This window comes from Acinetobacter sp. T63 (assembly GCF_053852345.1).
In genome coordinates this window covers 2,807,619-2,827,714 of record NZ_CM132659.1, presented here as the reverse complement: position 1 = coordinate 2,827,714, position 20,096 = coordinate 2,807,619, and the positions used below count along the sequence as shown (strand labels likewise).

General features: G+C 47.5%; 17 protein-coding genes. 12 read left to right on the top strand and 5 right to left on the bottom strand.

Translation table 11 applies throughout. The features are described from left to right. Nucleotides 1-49: 49 nt before the first annotated feature. From guaB to recJ, 4 genes are all read left to right on the top strand, one after another. The gene (gene guaB / locus ACVLR6_RS13595) at nucleotides 50-1,516 is read left to right on the top strand and encodes an IMP dehydrogenase (protein WP_005180795.1); all 1,467 of its coding nucleotides are present in this window, start codon (nucleotides 50-52) and stop codon (nucleotides 1,514-1,516) included. A 126-nt stretch (nucleotides 1,517-1,642) separates the two neighbouring features. Continuing rightward, nucleotides 1,643-2,980, top strand: a complete 1,338-nt coding sequence (gene glmM / locus ACVLR6_RS13590; protein ID WP_005180793.1) for a phosphoglucosamine mutase — start codon at nucleotides 1,643-1,645, stop codon at nucleotides 2,978-2,980. Between the two features lie 11 nt (nucleotides 2,981-2,991). Continuing rightward, a complete protein-coding gene (gene pdxH / locus ACVLR6_RS13585; RefSeq protein WP_005180791.1) occupies nucleotides 2,992-3,648 on the top strand; it encodes a pyridoxamine 5'-phosphate oxidase in 657 nt (218 codons plus the stop codon). Then, nucleotides 3,649-5,352 carry a single-stranded-DNA-specific exonuclease RecJ gene (gene recJ, locus ACVLR6_RS13580; RefSeq protein WP_168381589.1) on the top strand — a complete coding sequence of 568 codons (1,704 nt, stop codon included), beginning with the start codon at nucleotides 3,649-3,651 and terminating at the stop codon, nucleotides 5,350-5,352. Nucleotides 5,353-5,395: 43 nt separating this feature from the next. On the opposite strand, the gene ACVLR6_RS13575 is transcribed toward recJ, so the two are convergent. Continuing rightward, nucleotides 5,396-6,145 carry a putative porin gene (locus ACVLR6_RS13575; RefSeq protein ID WP_180134204.1) on the bottom strand — a complete coding sequence of 250 codons (750 nt, stop codon included), beginning with the start codon at nucleotides 6,143-6,145 and terminating at the stop codon, nucleotides 5,396-5,398. 172 nt (nucleotides 6,146-6,317) lie between these two features. Beyond that, entirely contained in the window at nucleotides 6,318-7,094 is a 777-nt protein-coding gene (locus ACVLR6_RS13570; protein ID WP_104513195.1) for a putative porin, read from the bottom strand. A 514-nt stretch (nucleotides 7,095-7,608) separates the two neighbouring features. Here ACVLR6_RS13570 and prfB point away from each other — a divergent pair. The 5 genes from prfB (at nucleotide 7,609) to ACVLR6_RS13545 (ending at nucleotide 12,586) form a co-directional block, all read left to right on the top strand. After that, nucleotides 7,609-8,704, top strand: a protein-coding gene (gene prfB, locus ACVLR6_RS13565; protein WP_104470758.1) for a peptide chain release factor 2 whose coding sequence is annotated in 2 segments (ribosomal slippage) — nucleotides 7,609-7,680 and nucleotides 7,682-8,704 — 1,095 coding nt in all. Because the reading frame shifts where the segments join, the coding sequence is not laid out codon by codon here. A 166-nt stretch (nucleotides 8,705-8,870) separates the two neighbouring features. After that, entirely contained in the window at nucleotides 8,871-9,170 is a 300-nt protein-coding gene (locus ACVLR6_RS13560; protein ID WP_104489264.1) for an ArsR/SmtB family transcription factor, read from the top strand. A 45-nt stretch (nucleotides 9,171-9,215) separates the two neighbouring features. After that, nucleotides 9,216-10,295, top strand: a complete 1,080-nt coding sequence (locus ACVLR6_RS13555; protein ID WP_455995452.1) for an alkene reductase — start codon at nucleotides 9,216-9,218, stop codon at nucleotides 10,293-10,295. A gap of 105 nt (nucleotides 10,296-10,400) precedes the next feature. Next, complete coding sequence (locus ACVLR6_RS13550; protein WP_455995450.1) at nucleotides 10,401-11,681, top strand: 3-deoxy-D-manno-octulosonic acid transferase; 1,281 nt, start codon at nucleotides 10,401-10,403, stop codon at nucleotides 11,679-11,681. A gap of 194 nt (nucleotides 11,682-11,875) precedes the next feature. Then, entirely contained in the window at nucleotides 11,876-12,586 is a 711-nt protein-coding gene (locus tag ACVLR6_RS13545) for a 16S rRNA (uracil(1498)-N(3))-methyltransferase (protein ID WP_455995448.1), read from the top strand. Here ACVLR6_RS13545 and ACVLR6_RS13540 read toward each other — a convergent pair. Beyond that, nucleotides 12,572-13,543, bottom strand: a complete 972-nt coding sequence (locus tag ACVLR6_RS13540; RefSeq protein ID WP_104513198.1) for a mechanosensitive ion channel family protein — start codon at nucleotides 13,541-13,543, stop codon at nucleotides 12,572-12,574. The two genes, ACVLR6_RS13545 and ACVLR6_RS13540, sit on opposite strands and share 15 nt — an antisense overlap. Before the next feature lie 343 nt (nucleotides 13,544-13,886). Between ACVLR6_RS13540 and acs the strand changes: the two genes are divergently transcribed. Together acs and ACVLR6_RS13530 are read left to right on the top strand one after the other, a co-directional pair. Next, nucleotides 13,887-15,830, top strand: a complete 1,944-nt coding sequence (acs, locus tag ACVLR6_RS13535; protein ID WP_104483887.1) for an acetate--CoA ligase — start codon at nucleotides 13,887-13,889, stop codon at nucleotides 15,828-15,830. A gap of 135 nt (nucleotides 15,831-15,965) precedes the next feature. Beyond that, on the top strand, nucleotides 15,966-17,144 hold the full coding sequence (locus ACVLR6_RS13530) for an acyl-CoA dehydrogenase family protein (RefSeq protein ID WP_180048333.1): 1,179 nt from the start codon (nucleotides 15,966-15,968) through the stop codon (nucleotides 17,142-17,144). A 226-nt stretch (nucleotides 17,145-17,370) separates the two neighbouring features. Here the strand turns inward: ACVLR6_RS13530 and msuE are convergent, their stop codons facing one another. Beyond that, the gene (msuE, locus tag ACVLR6_RS13525; protein WP_005180758.1) at nucleotides 17,371-18,102 is read right to left on the bottom strand and encodes an FMN reductase; all 732 of its coding nucleotides are present in this window, start codon (nucleotides 18,100-18,102) and stop codon (nucleotides 17,371-17,373) included. Between the two features lie 375 nt (nucleotides 18,103-18,477). Between msuE and ACVLR6_RS13520 the strand changes: the two genes are divergently transcribed. Continuing rightward, nucleotides 18,478-19,128, top strand: a complete 651-nt coding sequence (locus ACVLR6_RS13520) for a response regulator (RefSeq protein ID WP_005180757.1) — start codon at nucleotides 18,478-18,480, stop codon at nucleotides 19,126-19,128. 65 nt (nucleotides 19,129-19,193) lie between these two features. Here the strand turns inward: ACVLR6_RS13520 and ACVLR6_RS13515 are convergent, their stop codons facing one another. Continuing rightward, nucleotides 19,194-19,961, bottom strand: coding sequence for a hypothetical protein (locus ACVLR6_RS13515; RefSeq protein WP_168370791.1), 768 nt, complete (start codon nucleotides 19,959-19,961; stop codon nucleotides 19,194-19,196). Nucleotides 19,962-20,096: the final 135 nt, after the last annotated feature.

Below are 20,096 nucleotides of genomic sequence, written 5' to 3'. Positions count from 1 at the left end.
TAGCAAGATTTGTTTATAATAGCGCACGGAAATTACCAGTGAGACTGTTATGTTGACCATCGTTCAAGAAGCGCTAACCTTCGATGATGTCTTATTACTCCCTGCCTACTCAACTGTCCTCCCAAAAGATGTCTCTCTAAAGACACGTTTAACTCGCGGCATTAATCTGAATATTCCTCTTGTGTCTGCAGCCATGGATACGGTGACTGAATCCCGTATGGCCATTGCAATGGCGCAAAATGGCGGTATTGGTATCCTGCATAAAAACATGGATATCGCAGCGCAGGCGGCTGAAGTACGTCGTGTGAAAAAATTTGAAGCCGGTATGGTCAAAGACCCGATCACTGTGACCCCAGAAACCACAGTACGTGAACTGATTGCCTTAACTCAAGCCAACAACATCAGCGGTGTGCCTGTGGTGAAAGATGGCAAAGTGGTGGGCATCGTCACCGGTCGTGATACACGCTTTGAAACCAATCTGGAGCAGCCGGTCAGCAACATCATGACCGGTCAGGACCGTCTGGTGACGGTGCGTGAAGGCGAATCAAAAGAAAATATCCAGGCACTGTTGCAACAGCACCGTATTGAAAAAGTACTGGTGGTGGGTGAGAACAACGAACTGCGTGGTTTAATTACGGTCACCGATTTCCGTAAAGCCGAACTTTATCCAAACAGCTGTAAAGATGACCTCGGTCGTTTACGCGTAGGTGCTGCAGTCGGTACCGGTGTAGAAACCCCAAGCCGTGTAGAAGCGCTGGTTGAAGCTGGTGTGGACGTGATTGTAGTCGATACTGCACACGGTCACTCTGCCGGTGTAATTGAACGCGTACGCTGGGTAAAACAGAACTATCCGCAAGTGCAAGTCATTGGTGGTAACATCGCAACGGGTGATGCTGCGCTTGCGTTATTAGATGCCGGTGCAGATGCAGTGAAAGTCGGTATTGGTCCGGGTTCTATCTGTACCACCCGTATTGTGGCCGGTATTGGTATGCCGCAAATCTCGGCGATTGACTCTGTAGCAAATGCATTAAAAGAACAGATTCCATTAATCGCGGATGGTGGTATCCGTTTCTCTGGCGATATGGCCAAAGCGATTGGCGCAGGTGCCAGCACGATTATGGTCGGTTCACTGCTGGCTGGTACTGAAGAAGCACCGGGCGAAGTTGAATTCTTCCAGGGCCGTTATTACAAGGCTTATCGTGGTATGGGTTCATTGGGTGCCATGGCGGGTGCAACCGGTTCTGCTGACCGTTACTTCCAGGACTCTAAAGCCGGTGCTGAAAAACTGGTGCCAGAAGGTATTGAAGGTCGCGTACCGTACAAAGGCCCAATGGGTAATATCGTGCATCAGATGATGGGTGGTTTACGTTCATCAATGGGTTATACCGGTTCTTCAACCATTGAAGACCTGCGTCAGAATGCCAAATTCGTGAAGATTACTGCAGCCGGTATGTCTGAATCTCACGTGCATGATGTGACCATTACCAAAGAAGCACCGAACTATCGCGTTGGTTGATTTTTGGTAATTCGCCTTATAGAAAAGCCGTCATAAATGTGACGGCTTTTTTAATTTTGGTGTAAAGTAAGCGTGTTGAAACAGGATGATGAAAATCACCATAACCCTATAAGAAGTGAGTAAGACATGAGTTATTTTGGAACCGATGGTATACGTGGCAAGTTTGGGGAGCTTCCAATTACACCAGAGTTTGCATTGAAACTAGGTTTCGCGGCAGGTAAAGTTTTAAAAAAATACAGCAAGAAAAATAAACCGATTGTGGTACTGGGCAAAGATACCCGTCTGTCAGGTTATATTCTGGAATCGGCGCTACAGGCTGGTCTGAACGCTGCCGGTATTTATGTACATTTACTGGGGCCATTGCCGACCCCCGCGATTGCACATTTAACCCGTGCCTTACATGCCAGTCTGGGCATTGTCATTTCTGCATCGCATAACCCGTATTTTGATAACGGGATTAAATTCTTCTCCAGCGAAGGCAAAAAACTGCCGGATGAACTGCAGGAAGCGATTAATCAAGAACTCGAAAATGAAATTCAGATTGAAGATAACGCCAATCTGGGTAAAAGCTTCCGCGTTAAAGACTCTGCCGGACGTTATATCGAATTCTGTAAATCGACCTTTCCTTATCATTTCGATCTGAACCATTTAAAAATTGTGGTGGACTGTGCCAATGGTGCAGCCTATAACGTTGGTCCGGCGGTATTTAAAGAGCTGGGTGCCAAGGTCATTCCGCTATATAACACCCCAGATGGTCTGAATATTAATGAAGATTGTGGTTCGACCCATCCGGAACAGTTACAGCAGGCGGTGGTAGAACATCAGGCGGATTTGGGCATTGCCTTTGATGGCGATGCTGACCGGGTGATTATGGTTGACAAAAATGGTGAGCAGATCACCGGTGATCATATCCTTTATATTCTGGCGACGCAGGCCAAAAACAAACCGGCAGGTATTGCCGGAACTGTCATGAGCAATATGGCACTGGAACTGGCGTTAGAAAAAGCTGGAGTCGAGTTTGTTCGCGCCAAAGTTGGTGACCGCTATGTGTTGCAGGCGCTTGAGGAAAATGGCTGGAATATCGGCGGTGAGCCATCGGGCCATGTCCTGACTCTGGATAAAAGCACCACTGGTGATGCGATTATTGCCGCATTACAGGTCTTAACCGTCATGGTAGAGCAGGGCAAAGCCCTGCATGAACTGGTTGCCGATTTTAAACTGTTCCCGCAAGTGCTGGTGAATGTACGTTTAGAGGCCATGTTTGACCCGTATGCCGTGCCCGCTTTAGTGGAAGAATTTGGTAAAGCAGAAGCGCAGCTGCAAGGCCGTGGCCGTATCCTGATTCGTAAGTCAGGCACTGAACCGGTGATTCGTGTAATGGTCGAAGGGGATGACCAGCAGGAAGTGACCGTACTGGCCAACCATCTGGCCGATGCCGTGCGTCATCATGCGATTGCTGCCTAAGGGGAGTATAGATGTCTGATTTAATTAAAGACTTAAGTGAATTACGTTTAAGCTATCAAAAAGGCGAGCTGCATGAGTCAGCCGCTTTGGCTGATCCGCATCAGCAGTTTTTAAACTGGTTTAATCATGCGCTGGAAATCAAGCTGCATGAACCCTATGCCATGTCTTTAGCCACAGCCAATGCGCAGGGCCGTCCGCATGTGCGTACCGTGCTACTGCGCGGTGCAACCGAACTTGGTTATGACTTTTATACCAACTATGACAGCCAGAAAGGCACCGACTTACTGGAAAATCCTTATGCGGAATTGCTGTTTTACTGGCCGGAACTGGAACGCCAGATTCGGGTTAGCGGCCGGGTGAGTAAAATTCCAGAGGAAGAGTCGCATCTGTACTATAACAAGCGTCCACGTGACAGCCAGATTGCGGCGCATATCAGTACCCCGCAAAGTGGTGTGATTGCCAGCCGTGAAGCGTTGCAACAGCGTTTTGCACAGCTTGCTGCCCAGGTGGGTGAGCAGGATGTACTGAGCAAGCCGGAATTCTGGGGCGGTTATCGTCTGGAACCGGATTATTATGAATTTTGGCAGGGGCGCCCGAATCGTTTACATGACCGTTTAAGTTATGAAAAAACCGATGGGGCATGGACACTGCAACGACTGATGCCTTAAATGTCGAATATACAGATTAAACAACGACCTTTTCTGACACGCCCTGAAAGTTTTCAGGGCGTGACGCCGTTGATTGCCCAGATTTTGGCGCGACGTGGTGTGCAATCCGAGCAGGAACTGGAACTGAAGCTGAAACACTTGCTGGCGCCGACCATGAAAGGGCTGGATCAGGCCATTCAGCTTCTGGATCAGGCCATTGACGAGCACAAAGAGATTGTCATTGTCGGTGATTATGATGCCGATGGTGCCACTAGTACCGCCTTAATGGTACTGGCCTTGCGTGAATTGGGTGCCAAAGTGCAGTATCTGGTGCCGGACCGGTTTAAATATGGGTATGGCCTGACCCCGGCAATTGCCGATCTGGCCTTTACCCGTTTTCAGCCTGATTTATTAATTACCGTTGATAATGGTATTTCCAGCCATGCCGGCGTGGAACAGGCGCAAGCGCATGGTATGCAGGTTATTATTACCGACCATCACCTGACCACCAAAGCTACACCAGCGGCGGATGCCGTCGTCAATCCGAACCAGCTCGGCTGCGAATTTCCGAGTAAAGCGCTGGCTGGCGTCGGGGTGGCATTTTATGTCTTGGCCAACCTGTCCAGCTATCGTAAAAAACAAGGCAAATCCAGTTCCAATCTGACCCAATATCTGGATCTGGTGGCCTTGGGCACCTATGCCGATGTGGCCAGTCTGGACTATAACAACCGTATTCTGGTGGATGCCGGACTGAAAAAAATCCAGCAACATCTGTGTCGGCCGGGAATTTCAGCACTGCTGGATATAGCCGGACGAGAGGCAGCCAGCCTAAAAGCCCAGGATTTAGGTTTTGTGTTGGGACCACGGATTAATGCCGCGGGCCGAATGGAAACCATGGATATTGGTATTGAATGTCTGCTGGCCAATGATGCACAAACTGCTTATCGCTTCGCTGAACAGTTAAACCAGTTAAATGTAGAGCGTCGTCAGGTTGAAGGGCAGATCAAGCAGGAAGCATTGCAGGAACTGGAAAAAATCCAGCTCGATGCTAGCGAACTGCCTGCGGCCTTAATCATGTTTGAGCCGCACTGGCATCAAGGGGTGATTGGTATTGTCGCAGGTCGGCTGAAAGAACAGTTCCATCGCCCGAGTATTGTGTTTGCGGCTGATGAAGATGGTATTCATATTAAAGGGTCGGCACGTTCCATTGATGGTATTCATATCCGTGATGCGATTGAACAGGTAGCCGAGCAGTATCCGCATCTGGTCAGCCATTTTGGTGGACATGCAGCTGCGGCCGGACTGACCATTCAAAAAGCTCATTTTCAGGAATTTAGGCAGATTTTTGAACAGCTGATTGCCAGCATGGACCCTGAGCTGTTTCAGGCCACCTTATGGACCGATGGCGAATTGCCGGTAGAAGATTTTCATCTAGACACTGTGCATACCTTGCAGCACTTGGCGCCGTGGGGGCAGAAATTTCCACCGCCAATTTTTGAGGGACAATTTCAGATTGTAGATTATCGCTGGTTAAAGGATAGCCATTTAAAGCTGCGTCTGGCTTTAAATAACGGGCAGGTATTAGATGCAATTGCTTTTAGCGCCAAAGATAAATTTGCATTTGACCCGATGCAGGATAGCGTGCATTTGGTCTATGAGCTGGAACGCAATGAGTTTAATGGCAATGTCAGCTTACAGCTGCGGATTTTACATTTACAACAATAAAAAACCGCTCAAGTGAGCGGTTTTTTACTTTTAATCTAAAAGATTAGAAGCGGTACGCAGCACGAACGCCGAATACATTGCCTGCATCTTCAAAATTAATAGAGCCTTCTAGGCTAACTTGCTGATTAAAGAATTTCTTAGCGCGAATTTGGAAAGCATCGTCTAAGCCATCATCTGTATATCCAAGACCCACACTAAATGTTTTATCTAGATATAAATCGGTGCCTAAGTTAACTGCTTCATCATTAGCAAAAATAACGCCACCTTCGAAATTCATATCGTAAGCACCAACTTGAGTGACATATTTCGCACGTAATGTTGGGTCTACATCGTCTCCTACATCATTATCGAAACCTGCTAGACCCGCGGCGATAAGTAAACCAGGGACAGGTAGATAACCTAATTCAGCAGCATATACTGTTGTATCAAAATCTTCAGCGCCATCAGCTTCTAAAGTTATTTGACCAATACTGCCACTAACATAGAAATCTGTATTCGGAACGAAATATTCAACGCCTACACCAAAAGTAGTGCTTTCAACTACATCAAAATCCATATAAGTAATGGCTGCATTAATATTACTTGCACGGTTTAAAAAAGCTGCTTCATTCAAAGGCGAGTTTTTAACTTGCACTGGATTGAAATAATAAGTTCCATCAACCGCAAAACCAGTAGAAGTATCCCCATTATCTGGGTCTACAAGAGCAATTGTGCCCCCGATTTCAGCTTGATAAGCGTGTGCAGTTCCTAGGCTAGCAATAAGTGCTGTAGCAAGAGCAAGTTTCTTCAACATTTAGATTTTCTCTCTTTGTTATAAAAATATGACTGTTTTATGAACAGTTGTAACAAATTGTACAGTTTATATTCGTTCAGTCAATGTGCAAAAACTACCTAAATGCTTCTTATCAGTGCAAAAAACCCATCCGAAGATGGGTTTTTTTACGATTTATACGTTTCTATACAGATTAGAAGCGGTATTTTGCTGCTACACCAAAGCGGTTGTAGTCGTTGCTACCTGCTTCACCGAAACCGACACGACCTTCAAGGCTGACTTGTGGGGTGAAGAATTTACGGGCATTGATACCAAACTCGCTGTTGTCGTTCAGATCATTGTTGTAATAATCTGCACCGATACTCAGGGTTTTATCAATGTAGTAATCTGCTGCCAGGTTGTATTCGTCCAGATCGCCGAATGCTGCACCGGCTTCAAGGTTAATATCTTTACCATTGCTTAAGGTAGTGACATATTTGGCACGTAAGGTAGGGTCTACACCGTCGTCATAGTCATTGTCATAACCTTTTAAACCTGCAGCAATTAACAGACCCGGTGCTGGCAGATAACCTACTTCTGCACCATATACAGTGGTATCAAAATCGCCACCTCTGTCAAATTTAATGTCATCACGTCCGACATTACCGCTCAAGTAAAAGTCCGAATTAGGTACAAAGTACTCTGCACCTACACCATATTGATGACGTTCATCATTACCGAGTTCGTCATATTGGTATTTGGCATTTACGTTGCTGGCACGATCAAGGAAGGCTGCTTCTGCCAAAGGCGCATTACGCGTTTGAACAGGGTTAAAGTAATAGGTACCATCTACACCAAAAGAACCACTTGTGCCGCCATGATCTGGATCAATTAATCCTGCAGAAGCACCAATTTCAGCTTGGTATGCATGTGCTGTACCTGCGACTGCGAATACAGATAAAAGTGCTGAAGCAATTGCTAGTTTTTTCATGGATCTTACCCCTCTGAAATCAGGTTGACTGTTTAATTTTTTGTTACAACTTCAGTCTAGGCCAAATAAAATTTTGGTCAATCCAGCAAAAGTTACCGCATTGTTTCAGCTGTAATATTGTGTAATTGATTAATTTTAAGATATTGATAAATAATATAAAATAATTAATGTTTTGTTTTATTAAAAGTATGGAGATTCTGTGAATTTAGGTCAATTTGTATAATTTTTGCGCTGTATTATAAGTTATGATGCGGCTTTGTAAAACCCTTTTGCGAAAGATGAAAAATTTCATTTTTATCAATTTGAAAGCCAAGAACGGGCAATTAAACCGAATTTTAAACGTGGTTTTTTCTTGATCTTTCTTCTAGTTTGCTGGGTTCTGTAGGTTGTGCTCATCATGGCCGTCTAAGTTTATATCCATCATTTTAGTTGAGTGGATGCAGGCGCCTCTTACTCCTGATTGGCTCTATGCTACAATACACGGGTTTTATCGATATTTTTTGAGAGCATTCACGTGGAAATTAATCCTTATCTAAACCAGCTAAAAGACTTGAACGAACGTGGTCAAACACTACGGGGGTATCTTTGACTACGATCTTAAAAAAGAGCGTTTAGAAGAAGTTCTCCGTGAATTGGAAGATCCGGCCATCTGGAATGACCAGAACCGCGCCCAAGCCATGGCCAAAGAAAAAGGCGAGCTTGAGAACGTTCTGAATGTATTAGACGGTCTGGCAACACAGCTCGAAGATGCGCAGGCAATGCTGGATCTGGCGGTGGAAGCCGATGAAGAAGCCATGCTGGAAGATGTGCAGGCCGAATTGAGCGCCGCTGAAGAAGAGTTGGCAAAACTTGAATTCCGCCGGATGTTTAACAATCCAATGGACCCGAACCCGTGCTATGTCGAAATTCAGGCCGGTTCTGGCGGTACCGAAGCACAAGACTGGGCTTCAATGCTACTGCGTATGTATATGCGCTGGATTGAGCGTCATGGCTTTAAGGCCGAGCTGATGGAAGAATCAGACGGTGATGTGGCCGGGATTAAATCTGCGACTATTCGTGTAGAAGGCGAGTATGCTTATGGCTGGTTGCGGACTGAATCGGGTGTCCATCGTTTGGTGCGTAAGTCACCATTTGACTCGGGTAACCGCCGTCATACGTCATTCTCTGCAGTGTTCGTTTCACCTGAAGTAGATGACAATATTGAAATTGAAATCAATCCGTCAGATGTCCGTACCGATACCTATCGTGCATCGGGTGCTGGTGGTCAGCACATTAACAAAACTGACTCTGCCGTGCGTTTAACCCACATTCCAACCGGTATTGTGGTGGCCTGTCAGAACCAGCGTTCACAACATGCCAACCGTGACCATGCCTGGAAACAGTTACGTGCCAAACTCTATGAACTGGAGATGAACAAACGTAACGAAGCTGCGCAAGCGCTTGAAGATTCCAAGTCAGATATCGGCTGGGGCAGCCAGATCCGTTCTTATGTATTGGATGACTCGCGGATTAAAGACCTGCGTACCGGTGTCGAAAACTCCAACACAGGTGCAGTGCTGGACGGTGATCTGGACAAATTTATTGAAGCGAGCTTAAAGCAGGGGCTTTAAGCCGCTGGCAATAAGAAAGTATCAACAACAAGGCACTAGCAGTGTAAAACTAATATATCTAAAAAAATCGATATATAAATCGAAAAAATACGATATATTGGATAAGAACACTGAATAGTGCTTTGTTGCGTTCCTTGAACACAGCCTGATGCGACGTGCCTGAATTATGGATATTGATTTAATTTTTAAAGCCTTAGCCAATCCGACGCGCCGACAAATCTTGCTCTGGTTAAAACATCCGGAACAGTTTTTGTCAGAAGAGCAGTGCGGCGGCTTTCAACGTGGCGTCTGTGCCGGCAATATCGAAAAACTCGGTAAGGTGTCGCAGTCAACCATGTCCAATCATTTATCTGTGTTACAGCAGGCCGGTTTAATTCAGGCTGAAAAACATGGTCAATGGTCCTATTTCTCCCGCAACGAAGCCCTGATTCAGCAATATATTGAATTTTTAGAAAGCTCACTCTAAGACAAAACAGCATCTGTTTGGTCGCGTGCAGCTACAGAGGCATCTATGGCAGAACTGAATACTCCCTTAACCCTGGGTCAACTCCAGTTAAAAAATCGTGTGGTGATGGCACCCTTAACCCGTAGTCGGGCTACGGATGATCGCGTTCCGACGGCATTAATGGCGGAATATTATGCCCAGCGTGCCAGCGCCGGTCTGATTATTTCTGAAGCCACAGTCATTTCTGAAGAAGCCAATGGCTATTTAAATACTCCGGGCCTGTTTAGCGATGCTCAGGTTGAAGGCTGGAAGCGGGTCACCCATGCAGTGCATGAGCGCGGCAGTTTAATTGTGGCGCAGTTATGGCATGTGGGCCGGGTGTCGCATCCCGATTTACTTCAAGGCGAAACGCCAGTGTCTGCCAGCGCTGTGCAACAGGCTGGTCATGTCAGCTTGCTGCGTCCAAAACGTCCTTATGTGCTGCCACGTCCGCTAGAAATTGCTGAAATTCACGCGATTACCGAGCAATATAAACAGGCAGCGATACGTGCCAAAGACGCCGGTTTTGACGGGGTAGAACTGCACGCGGCCAATGGCTATTTAATTGACCAGTTCCTGCAAAGCAAGACCAACCAGCGTGAAGATCAGTATGGCGGTTCAGTTGAAAACCGTGCCCGTTTCTTGCTGGAAGTGGTGGATGCCTTGATTGAAGTCTGGGGTGCCGGTCGTGTGGGTGTACACCTTGCACCGCGCGGTGATGAGCATGATATGGGCGATGATGATCCACGTGAAACATTTGGCTATGTGATGCAGGAATTGGGTAAACGTCAGATCGCGTTTTTCTTTACCCGTGAATATTTGGCAGAAGACAGTATTTCTGAGTATATGAAACAGCGTTCAGGTGGTGTTCCCTACATTGCCAATATGCGTTTAAGCCGTGCCGATGCGATTGCACTGCTGGCTTCAGGCAAAGCCGATGCCGTGTCTTTTGGTAAGGCCTATATTGCCAACCCGGATTTATATGAGCGTCTGCTGGATGATGCACCGCTAAATGAACTGCAGCTGGAGACCATGATTGGGGTGCAGGGCGCAGCAGGCTATACCGATTATCCAACTCTGGCTGAAAGCGTGGTGACTGCCGACTAAAGCAGCCACGTTATTGCTGTGCTTTTTTATTTGGAGCCATATCCATTAACATGCGGATAGGGCTCTGTTATATTCTCAGGGCAAAAATCAGTTTGAGGCATCTCTTTGGCTACTCCGTTTTGGTATAACGCAGCGTTATCTGTTCTAAAACCGTTGTATCGGTCGCGTATTAAAAAGCGGGCCGAGAGTGAAGCGCAGTATCAGCAGGAAATTGTAGAGCGTTTTGGGCCATTTCAGCCGCCGAAAAATCTGCAGGCGATCTGGTTTCATGTGGTCTCGGTGGGAGAAACCAACGCGGCCCAGCCTTTAATTGAACATTATTTAAAAGCCGGTCATCCGGTGCTGGTCACCAACACCACCAAAACCGGACAGGCACGCGCTAAATCTCTCTTTTTAAAAGCACCGTATGAGGCGCTGTTTCAGGCAGTGTATTTACCAGCTGACCAGAAACATCTGATTCGGGATTTTTATCAGAAATATCAGCCGAAATTATTGCTGTTGATAGAAACCGAGCTGTGGCCGAACCTGATTGATCAGGCCAAAAACTTCCATGTGCCATGCCTGTTGCTAAATGCACGGCTGTCTGAAAAATCGGCCAAAGGCTATGCCAAAGTCTCCGGCCTGACCCGGGCGATGTTGCAGGGTTTGACGCAGCTGTTGGTGCAAGATCAGGCCTCACATAGCCGCTTTGTGGCACTGGGTGCAGCTGCTGAACAGACCCAGGTGGTGGGTAGTATCAAGTTTGATATTAGTGCACCGCCTGCTTTTATTGAACAGGCCAAAATGTTGCAGCAGGACTGGCAGCTGACAGGCCGTAAAGTGATCACACTGGCCAGCACCCATGCTCCAGAAGAAAAAGACGTACTGGCCGCGTTAAAACCAGCCTTGATGGCAGATCCGGCACTGGTCTGTATTGTGGTGCCGCGCCATCCGGAACGTTTTGATGAGGTCTTTCACGCGGCACAGGCTTTGGGTTTGCGCACCCAACGCCGTAGCCTGGGACAGAAAATTGAAGCGGATACCCAGATTTATCTGGCAGATTCAATGGGTGAGATGTGGCTATGGTATGCACTTAGCCAAGCTTGTTATGTCGGCGGTTCTTTAAATGAACCGGGCGGTGGACACAATATTCTGGAGCCGATTGCGCTGCATGTGCCGACCATTCTGGGCAAGAATTATTTTAATTTTCAGACCATTGTTGATGAGTTTCTCGACGCTCAAGCGGTGGTGGTGGTAGAGAATGCTGAACAAGCGGCACAGACCATGCTGGAGATCTTATCGGATTCCTCCAAAGCACTGACTTTAAATACTGCAGCACAAAAGATTATGCGGCAGAATCAGGGTTCACTGGCAAAGCATATTTCGGTGATTGATCAATATCTTTGATGATATTCTGATGGGTAAAGAAGCTGATTTTCATGGATTTACGAGATCAGATTAAAACTGAGCCTTCTCTTTATCGATTTAATGCCAGGAACTCTTCTTCTTTTACTTTAGTTTGGAAAAAGGAGTCCTGCCTCGGACCGTTGTGGATGACGTTTCCGCCTATCCAGTGATGGATTTGTTGAGTTATTTTTTTTATGAATATTGTCCTTCTTGATCCTCGCCAAACTGAATCTGAACTGTGGTCAATTAATTCAACGCGGCAGTTAGCGCATTTGCAACAGCATTTGGATATTCAGGTTGGTGATACCCTGAAAGTTGGGATTCGTGAAGGCAAACGGTATCTCACGGAAATTATCGAAATTACAGACAAAACGGTTCGCCTAAAACCGTTAAAAGAAGAAGCTGTGCCAGCAAAATTGCCAGTGACGTTAATTGTGGCTTTACCACGTCCGAAAGTGCTGCGCCGTTTAATTATGGATGCAGTCACGGTCGGGGTGGAAAAAATTATCCTGATGCATAGCTATCGGGTCGATAAAAGCTACTGGCAGACGCCATTTTTACAGCAGCTGGAGCATTATATTGAACTGGGGCTGGAGCAGGCCGGCGATACCATTGCACCAAAAGTTGAACTGTACAAACGCTTTAAACCCTTTGTTGAAGATGTTTTACCGGGTCTGATTAGCGCCGATTGTCCCGCCTATGTGGCACATCCCTATGCAGAGATGCGCATGCCCGCCGCGATTCAGCACCCGTGCAGCATTGTGATTGGGCCGGAAGGCGGTTTTATTCCTTATGAGGTCGATCTTTTGATACATAACGGCTGCCAGGCGGTGAGTCTGGGCAACCGGATTATCCGTACAGAAACCGTGATTCCGTATGTGCTGGGACGTTTATTTAGCCTCTGAGCTGTCTGCCACCGATGGATCACCGCGATAGACTTTCACTTCCTGCACCGGGTAAGGAATGGAAATGCCCTGTTCGGCAAAGCTTTGAATGACTTCTTCCTGAATTTTACTGATAGATGCCGCGCTATTGGTTTCGCTGGTATTAATCCACCATTGCACGCGTAAATTGACCGAGAAATTGGCCAGCGCATCGACATTAACGCTAAATTCCGGCTGGGTCAGAATAGTCGGGTCACGTTTCAGAATGCACATCACCAGATCTTTGGCTTTCTGAATGTCATCTTCATAGCCAATGCCGACCACAAATTCGCAGCGGCGGCGTGGAAAGGCAGTATTGACAGTAATGGCGCTGGTATAGACCGTGGCATTGGGAATCACAATGCGGCGACCATCGGCCGAGCGTAAAAAGGTCGCGCGAATCTGGATATCTTCGACCGTACCTTCTAATCCATTCACCAGAATGCTGTCGCCAATTTTAAAGGGCTCACCCAGTAAAATCAGCACGCCGGAAAGCAGGTTCTGGAAAATATCCTTAAAGGCAAAGCCAATGGCAACCGAGCCAATCCCGAGGGCGCTCATCAGCTGGCCCGGGGTAAAACCAGGAATGGCAATCACCAGACCAATTAAGAAACCGAAGAAGATAATCACCGAACTGCCAACCCGGTTCAGTACCAGCACCAGATTTTGCCGGGTATAACTGCGGTTGGATAAGGTTTTTTTCACAAAAAATTTAAACAGCTGGGCAATCAGCCAGAAAATCAGAATCACGCCAAGCGCGATCAGGAAATAGGGCACACGCTCCCAGAAGCCTTCCATGATTTTATCAATAGCAGAATAGGCATCATTGTATTTATGGGTATGTTCAATGACTGTCTGGGTGGTTTTTTCCGTGGCCTGTTGAATCAGCTCGGAAGTTTCTTGGGTGACTTCGCCCAGTTGGGTTTTTTCTTCGGCCACGAATCTGCCAGTCCTCAGCAATAAAATTGTATTTTGCCTGAAATCCGGCCGGATTTTAATAAACATTCTGCAAGCGCGCTGCCGATTTTTGCAAAGTACACTGCGGTTTTGACTGCAAGCGGGTTGTTTTTATAGATAAAGCTACTGCTTTTATACTGAAAAGTACGGCAAAGACATTGAATCTGCTGGTGTATCTGTGCTTAAAATTAAATCAATCGCTACGACCAAAGCATGATTGTGGTGGAGAAAAAATAAGCGTCATACTGCTGATATGCAGAAATAAAAAATCAAGAATGTGGCATATATCTCGTGATGAGATGAGAGAAGATCAAGGAAGTATAATATGAATGAGATCTATCCTGTACCCGAAGAATTTAAGAAAACTGCGCGTACCAACGAGGCAGAATATTTCGAACGTTATCAGCAATCCATTGAACAACCCGACGAGTTCTGGGCCGAGCAGGCCAAGCGTCTGGACTGGATTAAACCGTTTACCCAGGTCAAAAATACCAATTTTGATCCGGACAATTTCAAGATTGAATGGTTTGCCGATGGCCAGCTCAATGTCAGTGCCAACTGTCTGGACCGGCATTTAAAAGAACATCCTTATAAACCGGCAATTATTTGGGAAGGTGACCATCCTTCACGGCATAAAATTATTTCCTACCGTGAGCTGTACGATGAAACCTGCCGCTTTGCCAATGTGCTGAAGAAAAATGGCGTCACCAAAGGCGACCGCGTAGTGCTGTATATGCCAATGGTGTCCGAGGCTGCCATTGCCATGCTGGCCTGTGCCCGGATTGGCGCGGTGCATTGTGTGGTGTTTGGTGGATTCTCTCCAGATTCGCTGGCCAGCCGGATTGAAGACAGCCAGGCCAAACTGGTGATTACCGCAGATTCGGCCATGCGCGGTGGCAAGCCGATTTATTTAAAGGCCAATGTCGATCAGGCCCTTACTGTGGCCGGTACCGAGTCGGTGCAAAACGTGATTGTGGTCCACCGGACCGGTAACCCGATTGAAATGAAAGCCGGGCGTGACCTGTGGTATCACATGGAAATCATGACGGTCAATGAAATTTGCCCGCCTGAGCCAATGAATGCCGAAGACCCGTTATTTATTTTATATACTTCCGGCTCGACCGGTAAGCCGAAAGGGGTGCTGCACACCACCGGCGGTTATCTGACTTATGTCAACAGTACCTTCCGTGAAGTGTTTGATATTAAACAGGATGATGTGTTCTGGTGTACCGCCGATGTCGGCTGGGTGACCGGGCACTCCTATGTAATTTACGGGCCATTATCGAATGGCACCACCACAGTGATGTTTGAAGGGGTGCCGCAATATCCGACCTGGGCGCGCACCGGGCATTTGATTGATAAACACAACGTCACGATTTTATATACCGCACCCACTGCGATTCGCGCCATGATGCGTGAAGGCGACAGCTTTGTACGGGAAAGTGACCGCAGCAGTCTACGTCTGCTTGGTTCGGTTGGTGAACCGATTAACCCGGAAGCCTGGAACTGGTACTACACCGTGGTTGGTGAAAGCCGCTGCCCAATTGTGGATACCTGGTGGCAAACCGAAACCGGCGGGATTCTGATGTCGCCGCTGCCGGGCGCAACGCCACTGAAACCGGGCTCGGCCACGCGTCCGCTGTTTGGGGTACAACCGGCCCTGGTCGATGCTGAAGGTAATGAGCTGGAAGGTGAAGCCGAAGGTAACCTGATTATCAAGGATTCCTGGCCAGGGCAAATGCGCACCATCTGGGGCGATCCGGCTCGCTTTATTGAAGCCTATTTTGCCACCTATCCGGGCAGTTACTTTACCGGAGATGGCGCGCGCCGCGATAAAGATGGCTATTACTGGATTACCGGCCGGGTCGATGATGTCCTGAATATTTCCGGACACCGCCTAGGCACGGCTGAAATTGAAAGTGCGCTGGTGGCACATGATGCGGTGGCCGAAGCCGCGGTGGTGGGCATGCCGCATGATATTAAAGGTCAGGGCATTTGTACCTTTGTTACCTTGCAAGCCGGCGTGACAGAAAGTGATGAGCTGCGTACCGAACTGGTCAACTGGGTCCGGAAAAATCTGGGACCGGTGGCCACTCCAGATGCGCTGCATTGGGCACCGGCCTTACCAAAAACCCGTTCCGGTAAAATCATGCGCCGGATCTTGAGAAAAATTGCCGCCAATGAGCTGGATAGTCTGGGCGATACCTCAACCCTGGCAGAACCACAAGTGGTAGATCAGCTGATTGCCACGGTGCAAGCCAGCCGTTAAAAATAAATATTAAAATACCGCCTCTCGCAGGCGGTATTTTTATGCTGAAAACCGTGTAGCATAGCTGGACACGATGCGAGCACAACAGCCAGCTCCACCCACAGTATTACGATTGATCAAGGATATGATTTTCAGATGAACCCGACTACGGCCACTGTTTTAGACCCGCGTGAAATTGCCCGACAACTGGCCCGCCAGTTTGCCCAGACCGCTGCTGAACGTGACCGGCAGGGCGGTAATCCCAAAGCAGAGCGTGATCTGATTCGCCGTAGCGGTTTGCTGAGTTTATCAATTCCGACAGAATATGGCGGGCAGGGTGCCGCCTGGTCGACTATATTTAAAACGGTCCAGATTTTGGCACAAGCGGACAGCTCCTTGGCGCATGTCTATGCATTTCATCATTTACTGATTGCCACCGTGCAGCTGTTCGCCCAGCCCGCACAATATCAGCACTGGTTGCAACAGACAGTTCAGCAGCAGCTGTTTTGGGGCAATGCTCTGAATCCGCTGGATCGGCGTACCACGGTCACACCGGTTGCAGATTCTGAATATCTGTTTCAGGGCGATAAAAGCTTCTGCTCCGGTTCGGTCGATTCAGACCTGTTGCTCTGTTCCGGTTATGATGCGACCGGCAGGCTTTTGATTGCGGTGATTCCGAGTACCCGGAGTGGTGTCCATTTTCTGGGTGACTGGCACAATATGGGACAGCGCCAGACCGATAGCGGCACGACCCATTTTGAACAGGTGCGTGTTCATCAACATGAATTGCTGCTGAATCCCGGACCGCTAAGTACGCCTTATGCCAGTTTGCGGCCGCTAATTGCACAACTGATTTTTGTGCATCTGTTTTTGGGTGTGGCCGAAGGGGCATTTGAAACAGCGATTCAGAGCGTGCAAGGTCAAAAAGCCTGGTCCAAATCTCGGGTCGAGCAGGCGGTGGATGACCCGTTTATTCAACGGCATTGCGCCGAGTTTTATCTGCAGCTAGAAAGTGTCCGGCTTTTGGCAGATAAAGCCGTGCAGAGTGTGCAGCAGGCTTGGCGCATCGGACCGGAACTCACGGCTGAACAGCGCGGTGAAGTAGCGGTGGCCATTGCTACGGCCAAAATTGCCTCGACCAATACCTCTTTATATATTACCGAGCAGATGTTTCAGGTAATGGGCGCACGGGCCACCACCGCCCAGCTGAATCTGGACCGTTTCTGGCGCAATGTGCGTACTCAGACCCTGCATGATCCGGTAGATTATAAATATCAGGAACTGGGCGAATGGGTGCTGACTGGCAAAGTGCCAGATCCCAGTTTTTATTCTTAGGACTAAAACCGCTTCATTCTCATTTCATTGAGTCAGATAAAATGAAAAAATCCCTCAAGCCGAGTCTTGAGGGAAAAATAAGGGGCCTGTTGTTGTGTTTATTTGATCCGGCATTGCAGCGATGTTTCGCTGCAAGCTTGCGGACCCAGGCTGCTGCAAGCCTGAATCCGCAGGATCAATGGCCAAGACTTCACTCGGAAGAAGGGAATGCCAGCGGGTCAGCCAATTACGCGACTTGCGGTTTGACCTTGTTCTGATGCAGACGCGATTCTGCTGCATCCAGACTAGGTACTGCAGCAGAAGGTAGTACTTCATCCTGCTCAATCTGTTTATTAATGCCCAGGTTCTGGTTGGCCTGCTGGGTTTTACTTTTCACCACTTCGGCGCGCTGGCCTTTGGCCGGTGCCCATTCCAGAATGGGCAGGGCGCGTGCCACAGCCAACGTAATCCGGTCACGCAGGGCCTCGCTATGGATGGTGTATTCCAGGGTAAAGTCACGGTCTGTGGCATAGACACCAATAGGCAAGGTTTGCGCCTGGAAAAAGCTGAATAACGGACGCAGCTGATGCTCCAGTACCAAGGCATGGCGGTCACTACCCCCCGATGCCGCCAGTAATACCGGTACATCTACCAGCGCAGTCTGTTCGACAAAATCAAAGAAATGTTTGAATAGACCGGTAAAGGAGGCGCGATATACCGGTGTACCGACAATTAATGCATCCGCTGCTTCAACGGCAGCCAGATCATCCTGCACGCGCTGTGGTAACTGCTTGCGGTAAATGGCACCGCCCAGCAAAGGGGCAATTTCACTGAATTTAATAAAATGCACCTGAATCGGGGTGGCTTCGCCCAGTTCATCAATAATGGCTTGCACCAAAGCTTCGGTTTTAGACGGATGATTTAAGCCGCCCGATACTGCGACAATATTGAGCGGTTTGGTTGAATTGAAAACAGACATAGGCTTACCTGAATTGTGGTTGATCTCGGAATGTCTGTTATTAATCAATAGTTGAATTACCCTGTAAAATAAGCAAATACAGAAAAGTTATCTGTTTTTCAGATAACTTTAAAATGAGCAATTAATAACCAAATTTAATGAAATAAATAATTGAAATTTATACTTATATGCGACTCAGATAAGCATCTGAATCAGGCTGATAAATGTTATATCAAAATCAGATTTCCTATCTCAGATTTAAGAAAATGTAAGAAAATATGAATAATCGGACAAAAAATCTCGTTTAAGCCAAAAATAGTTCACTCTTGCATATCCTTAACCGCATTTGTATGGGTAGAATAGGAGCCATTGTGCACAAGATCTCTCACGTCACTTATGAATATTTTAATCGTTGATGATCATCCGCTGTTTCGTCATGCTTTAATTCAGGCTGTACGCTATAGCTTACCGCAAGCTCAAATTCATGAAACTGCTGCAGTCAATGAATTCTATGAACGTTTAGAAAAAGGACCTGAACCTGATCTTGTTCTCCTCGATTTAAACTTGCCAGGCGCTTCGGGTTTCTCGGCGCTGGTGCATGTGCGTGCACAATATCCTTCAATTCCGATTATTGTGGTGTCGGCACATGAAGAAGTGTCGATTATCCAGCGTGCCATTGCGCACGGTGCCATGGGCTATATTCCAAAATCTGCCCACCCAAGCCATATTGGCGAAGCGATTCGTCAGGTGCTGGAAGGGGAAATCTGGTTACCGCCAAACCTGCCGGCCAATGTCAATTTTGACCCGCGTGCTGCCGATGAAACTGCACTGGCAGAGCGGATTCAGTCCTTAACGCCGCAGCAGTTCCGTGTGTTGATGATGGTGGCTGAAGGCTTGCTGAATAAACAGATTGCCTATGAACTGGATGTTTCTGAAGCGACCATTAAGGCACACGTGACGGCGATTTTCCGTAAACTGGGCGTACAAAACCGTACCCAGGCGGTATTGGCGATTAATGCGCTGAATATTGAAGAAAAGAAAATCTAAATATTGAAAAATATATAAAAAGGACATCAAATGATGTCCTTTTTGTTTTGCAGATCGGCTAAGGCTTAAGCCAGACAATCCTGTTTCGGTGTGGCATCGGTACAGAACAGCGGATTCAAAGCGCATTGCAATTCATCAATCTGTTCCTGAGTCACATAGTCCTGAGATTTTAAGTAGTCGGCAATACGGTTATCGCGCAGGCTTAAAAATGCCGGATCATAGACGCCTAAATCGACAAATAGCGCGGCAGTTTCCAGACTGTTAAAACGGTCCAAATAGACATCATTGCCATACATCAGGAAGATATGATCTTCATGGGAATGAATATCCACACCTAAACGCTGTGCCAGTTCATGCGGCGGGGTTTTGATAAACAGTAAATCGGACAGTTCATCAAACTGGCTGGTATCGAGTTCGGTTTTATCGGTTTTGACTTTGCCGAGCCAGGCTTTAAATACCAGGACCGCACCACCGCGCAGCAGCATGCTCCAGATCTGGTGACGGGTGGTGGCACCAAGACAGTCACATTCAGTTTCCAGCGAACGCAGCAGTCTCTGTTCCTGTTCAGACAGTTTTTCAAACAGGCCCAGTCCTTGTGGTTTATAGGCTGCTGGACTAAATACATCAAAATGCAGTTCATCAAAGACCTGTAAGGCCAGCGGTACAGCGGTTTGATAAATGGTATTCAGGGCTTCAATATGCGCATGTTCTAATTTGCTGTGCTGAAACAGGGTTTTCCAGTCGATGGCCGGCAACAGGGCATTGGCGCCATACTGACGGTGAAACTGTTGGTTCTGCTCATGACCTTGCTGTACTGCGCTTGAAAGACTCATCAAAAAACTCCTCTAGGCTGGATGATGATCAGCTCCGGACAGGACGTTCAGGGGCTCATCTCCAGACTAAACACTGATCTTTTCTTTTTAATGTCTTTTTTATGCGCGTATTGCTACATATCAGATATACGACTA

Excerpts from the sequence above, each read along its gene's own strand:
- recJ (WP_168381589.1), top strand. The coding sequence starts at position 3,649 with ATGTCGAATATACAGATTAAACAACGACCTTTTCTGACACGCCCTGAA.
- ACVLR6_RS13545 (WP_455995448.1), top strand. The coding sequence starts at position 11,876 with ATGAATATTGTCCTTCTTGATCCTCGCCAAACTGAATCTGAACTGTGG.
- pdxH (WP_005180791.1), top strand. The coding sequence starts at position 2,992 with ATGTCTGATTTAATTAAAGACTTAAGTGAATTACGTTTAAGCTATCAA.
- ACVLR6_RS13555 (WP_455995452.1), top strand. The coding sequence starts at position 9,216 with ATGGCAGAACTGAATACTCCCTTAACCCTGGGTCAACTCCAGTTAAAA.
- ACVLR6_RS13570 (WP_104513195.1), bottom strand. The coding sequence starts at position 7,094 with ATGAAAAAACTAGCAATTGCTTCAGCACTTTTATCTGTATTCGCAGTC.
- acs (WP_104483887.1), top strand. The coding sequence starts at position 13,887 with ATGAATGAGATCTATCCTGTACCCGAAGAATTTAAGAAAACTGCGCGT.
- glmM (WP_005180793.1), top strand. The coding sequence starts at position 1,643 with ATGAGTTATTTTGGAACCGATGGTATACGTGGCAAGTTTGGGGAGCTT.
- ACVLR6_RS13575 (WP_180134204.1), bottom strand. The coding sequence starts at position 6,145 with ATGTTGAAGAAACTTGCTCTTGCTACAGCACTTATTGCTAGCCTAGGA.
- ACVLR6_RS13515 (WP_168370791.1), bottom strand. The coding sequence starts at position 19,961 with ATGAGTCTTTCAAGCGCAGTACAGCAAGGTCATGAGCAGAACCAACAG.
- ACVLR6_RS13520 (WP_005180757.1), top strand. The coding sequence starts at position 18,478 with ATGAATATTTTAATCGTTGATGATCATCCGCTGTTTCGTCATGCTTTA.
- ACVLR6_RS13560 (WP_104489264.1), top strand. The coding sequence starts at position 8,871 with ATGGATATTGATTTAATTTTTAAAGCCTTAGCCAATCCGACGCGCCGA.
- msuE (WP_005180758.1), bottom strand. The coding sequence starts at position 18,102 with ATGTCTGTTTTCAATTCAACCAAACCGCTCAATATTGTCGCAGTATCG.
- guaB (WP_005180795.1), top strand. The coding sequence starts at position 50 with ATGTTGACCATCGTTCAAGAAGCGCTAACCTTCGATGATGTCTTATTA.
- ACVLR6_RS13530 (WP_180048333.1), top strand. The coding sequence starts at position 15,966 with ATGAACCCGACTACGGCCACTGTTTTAGACCCGCGTGAAATTGCCCGA.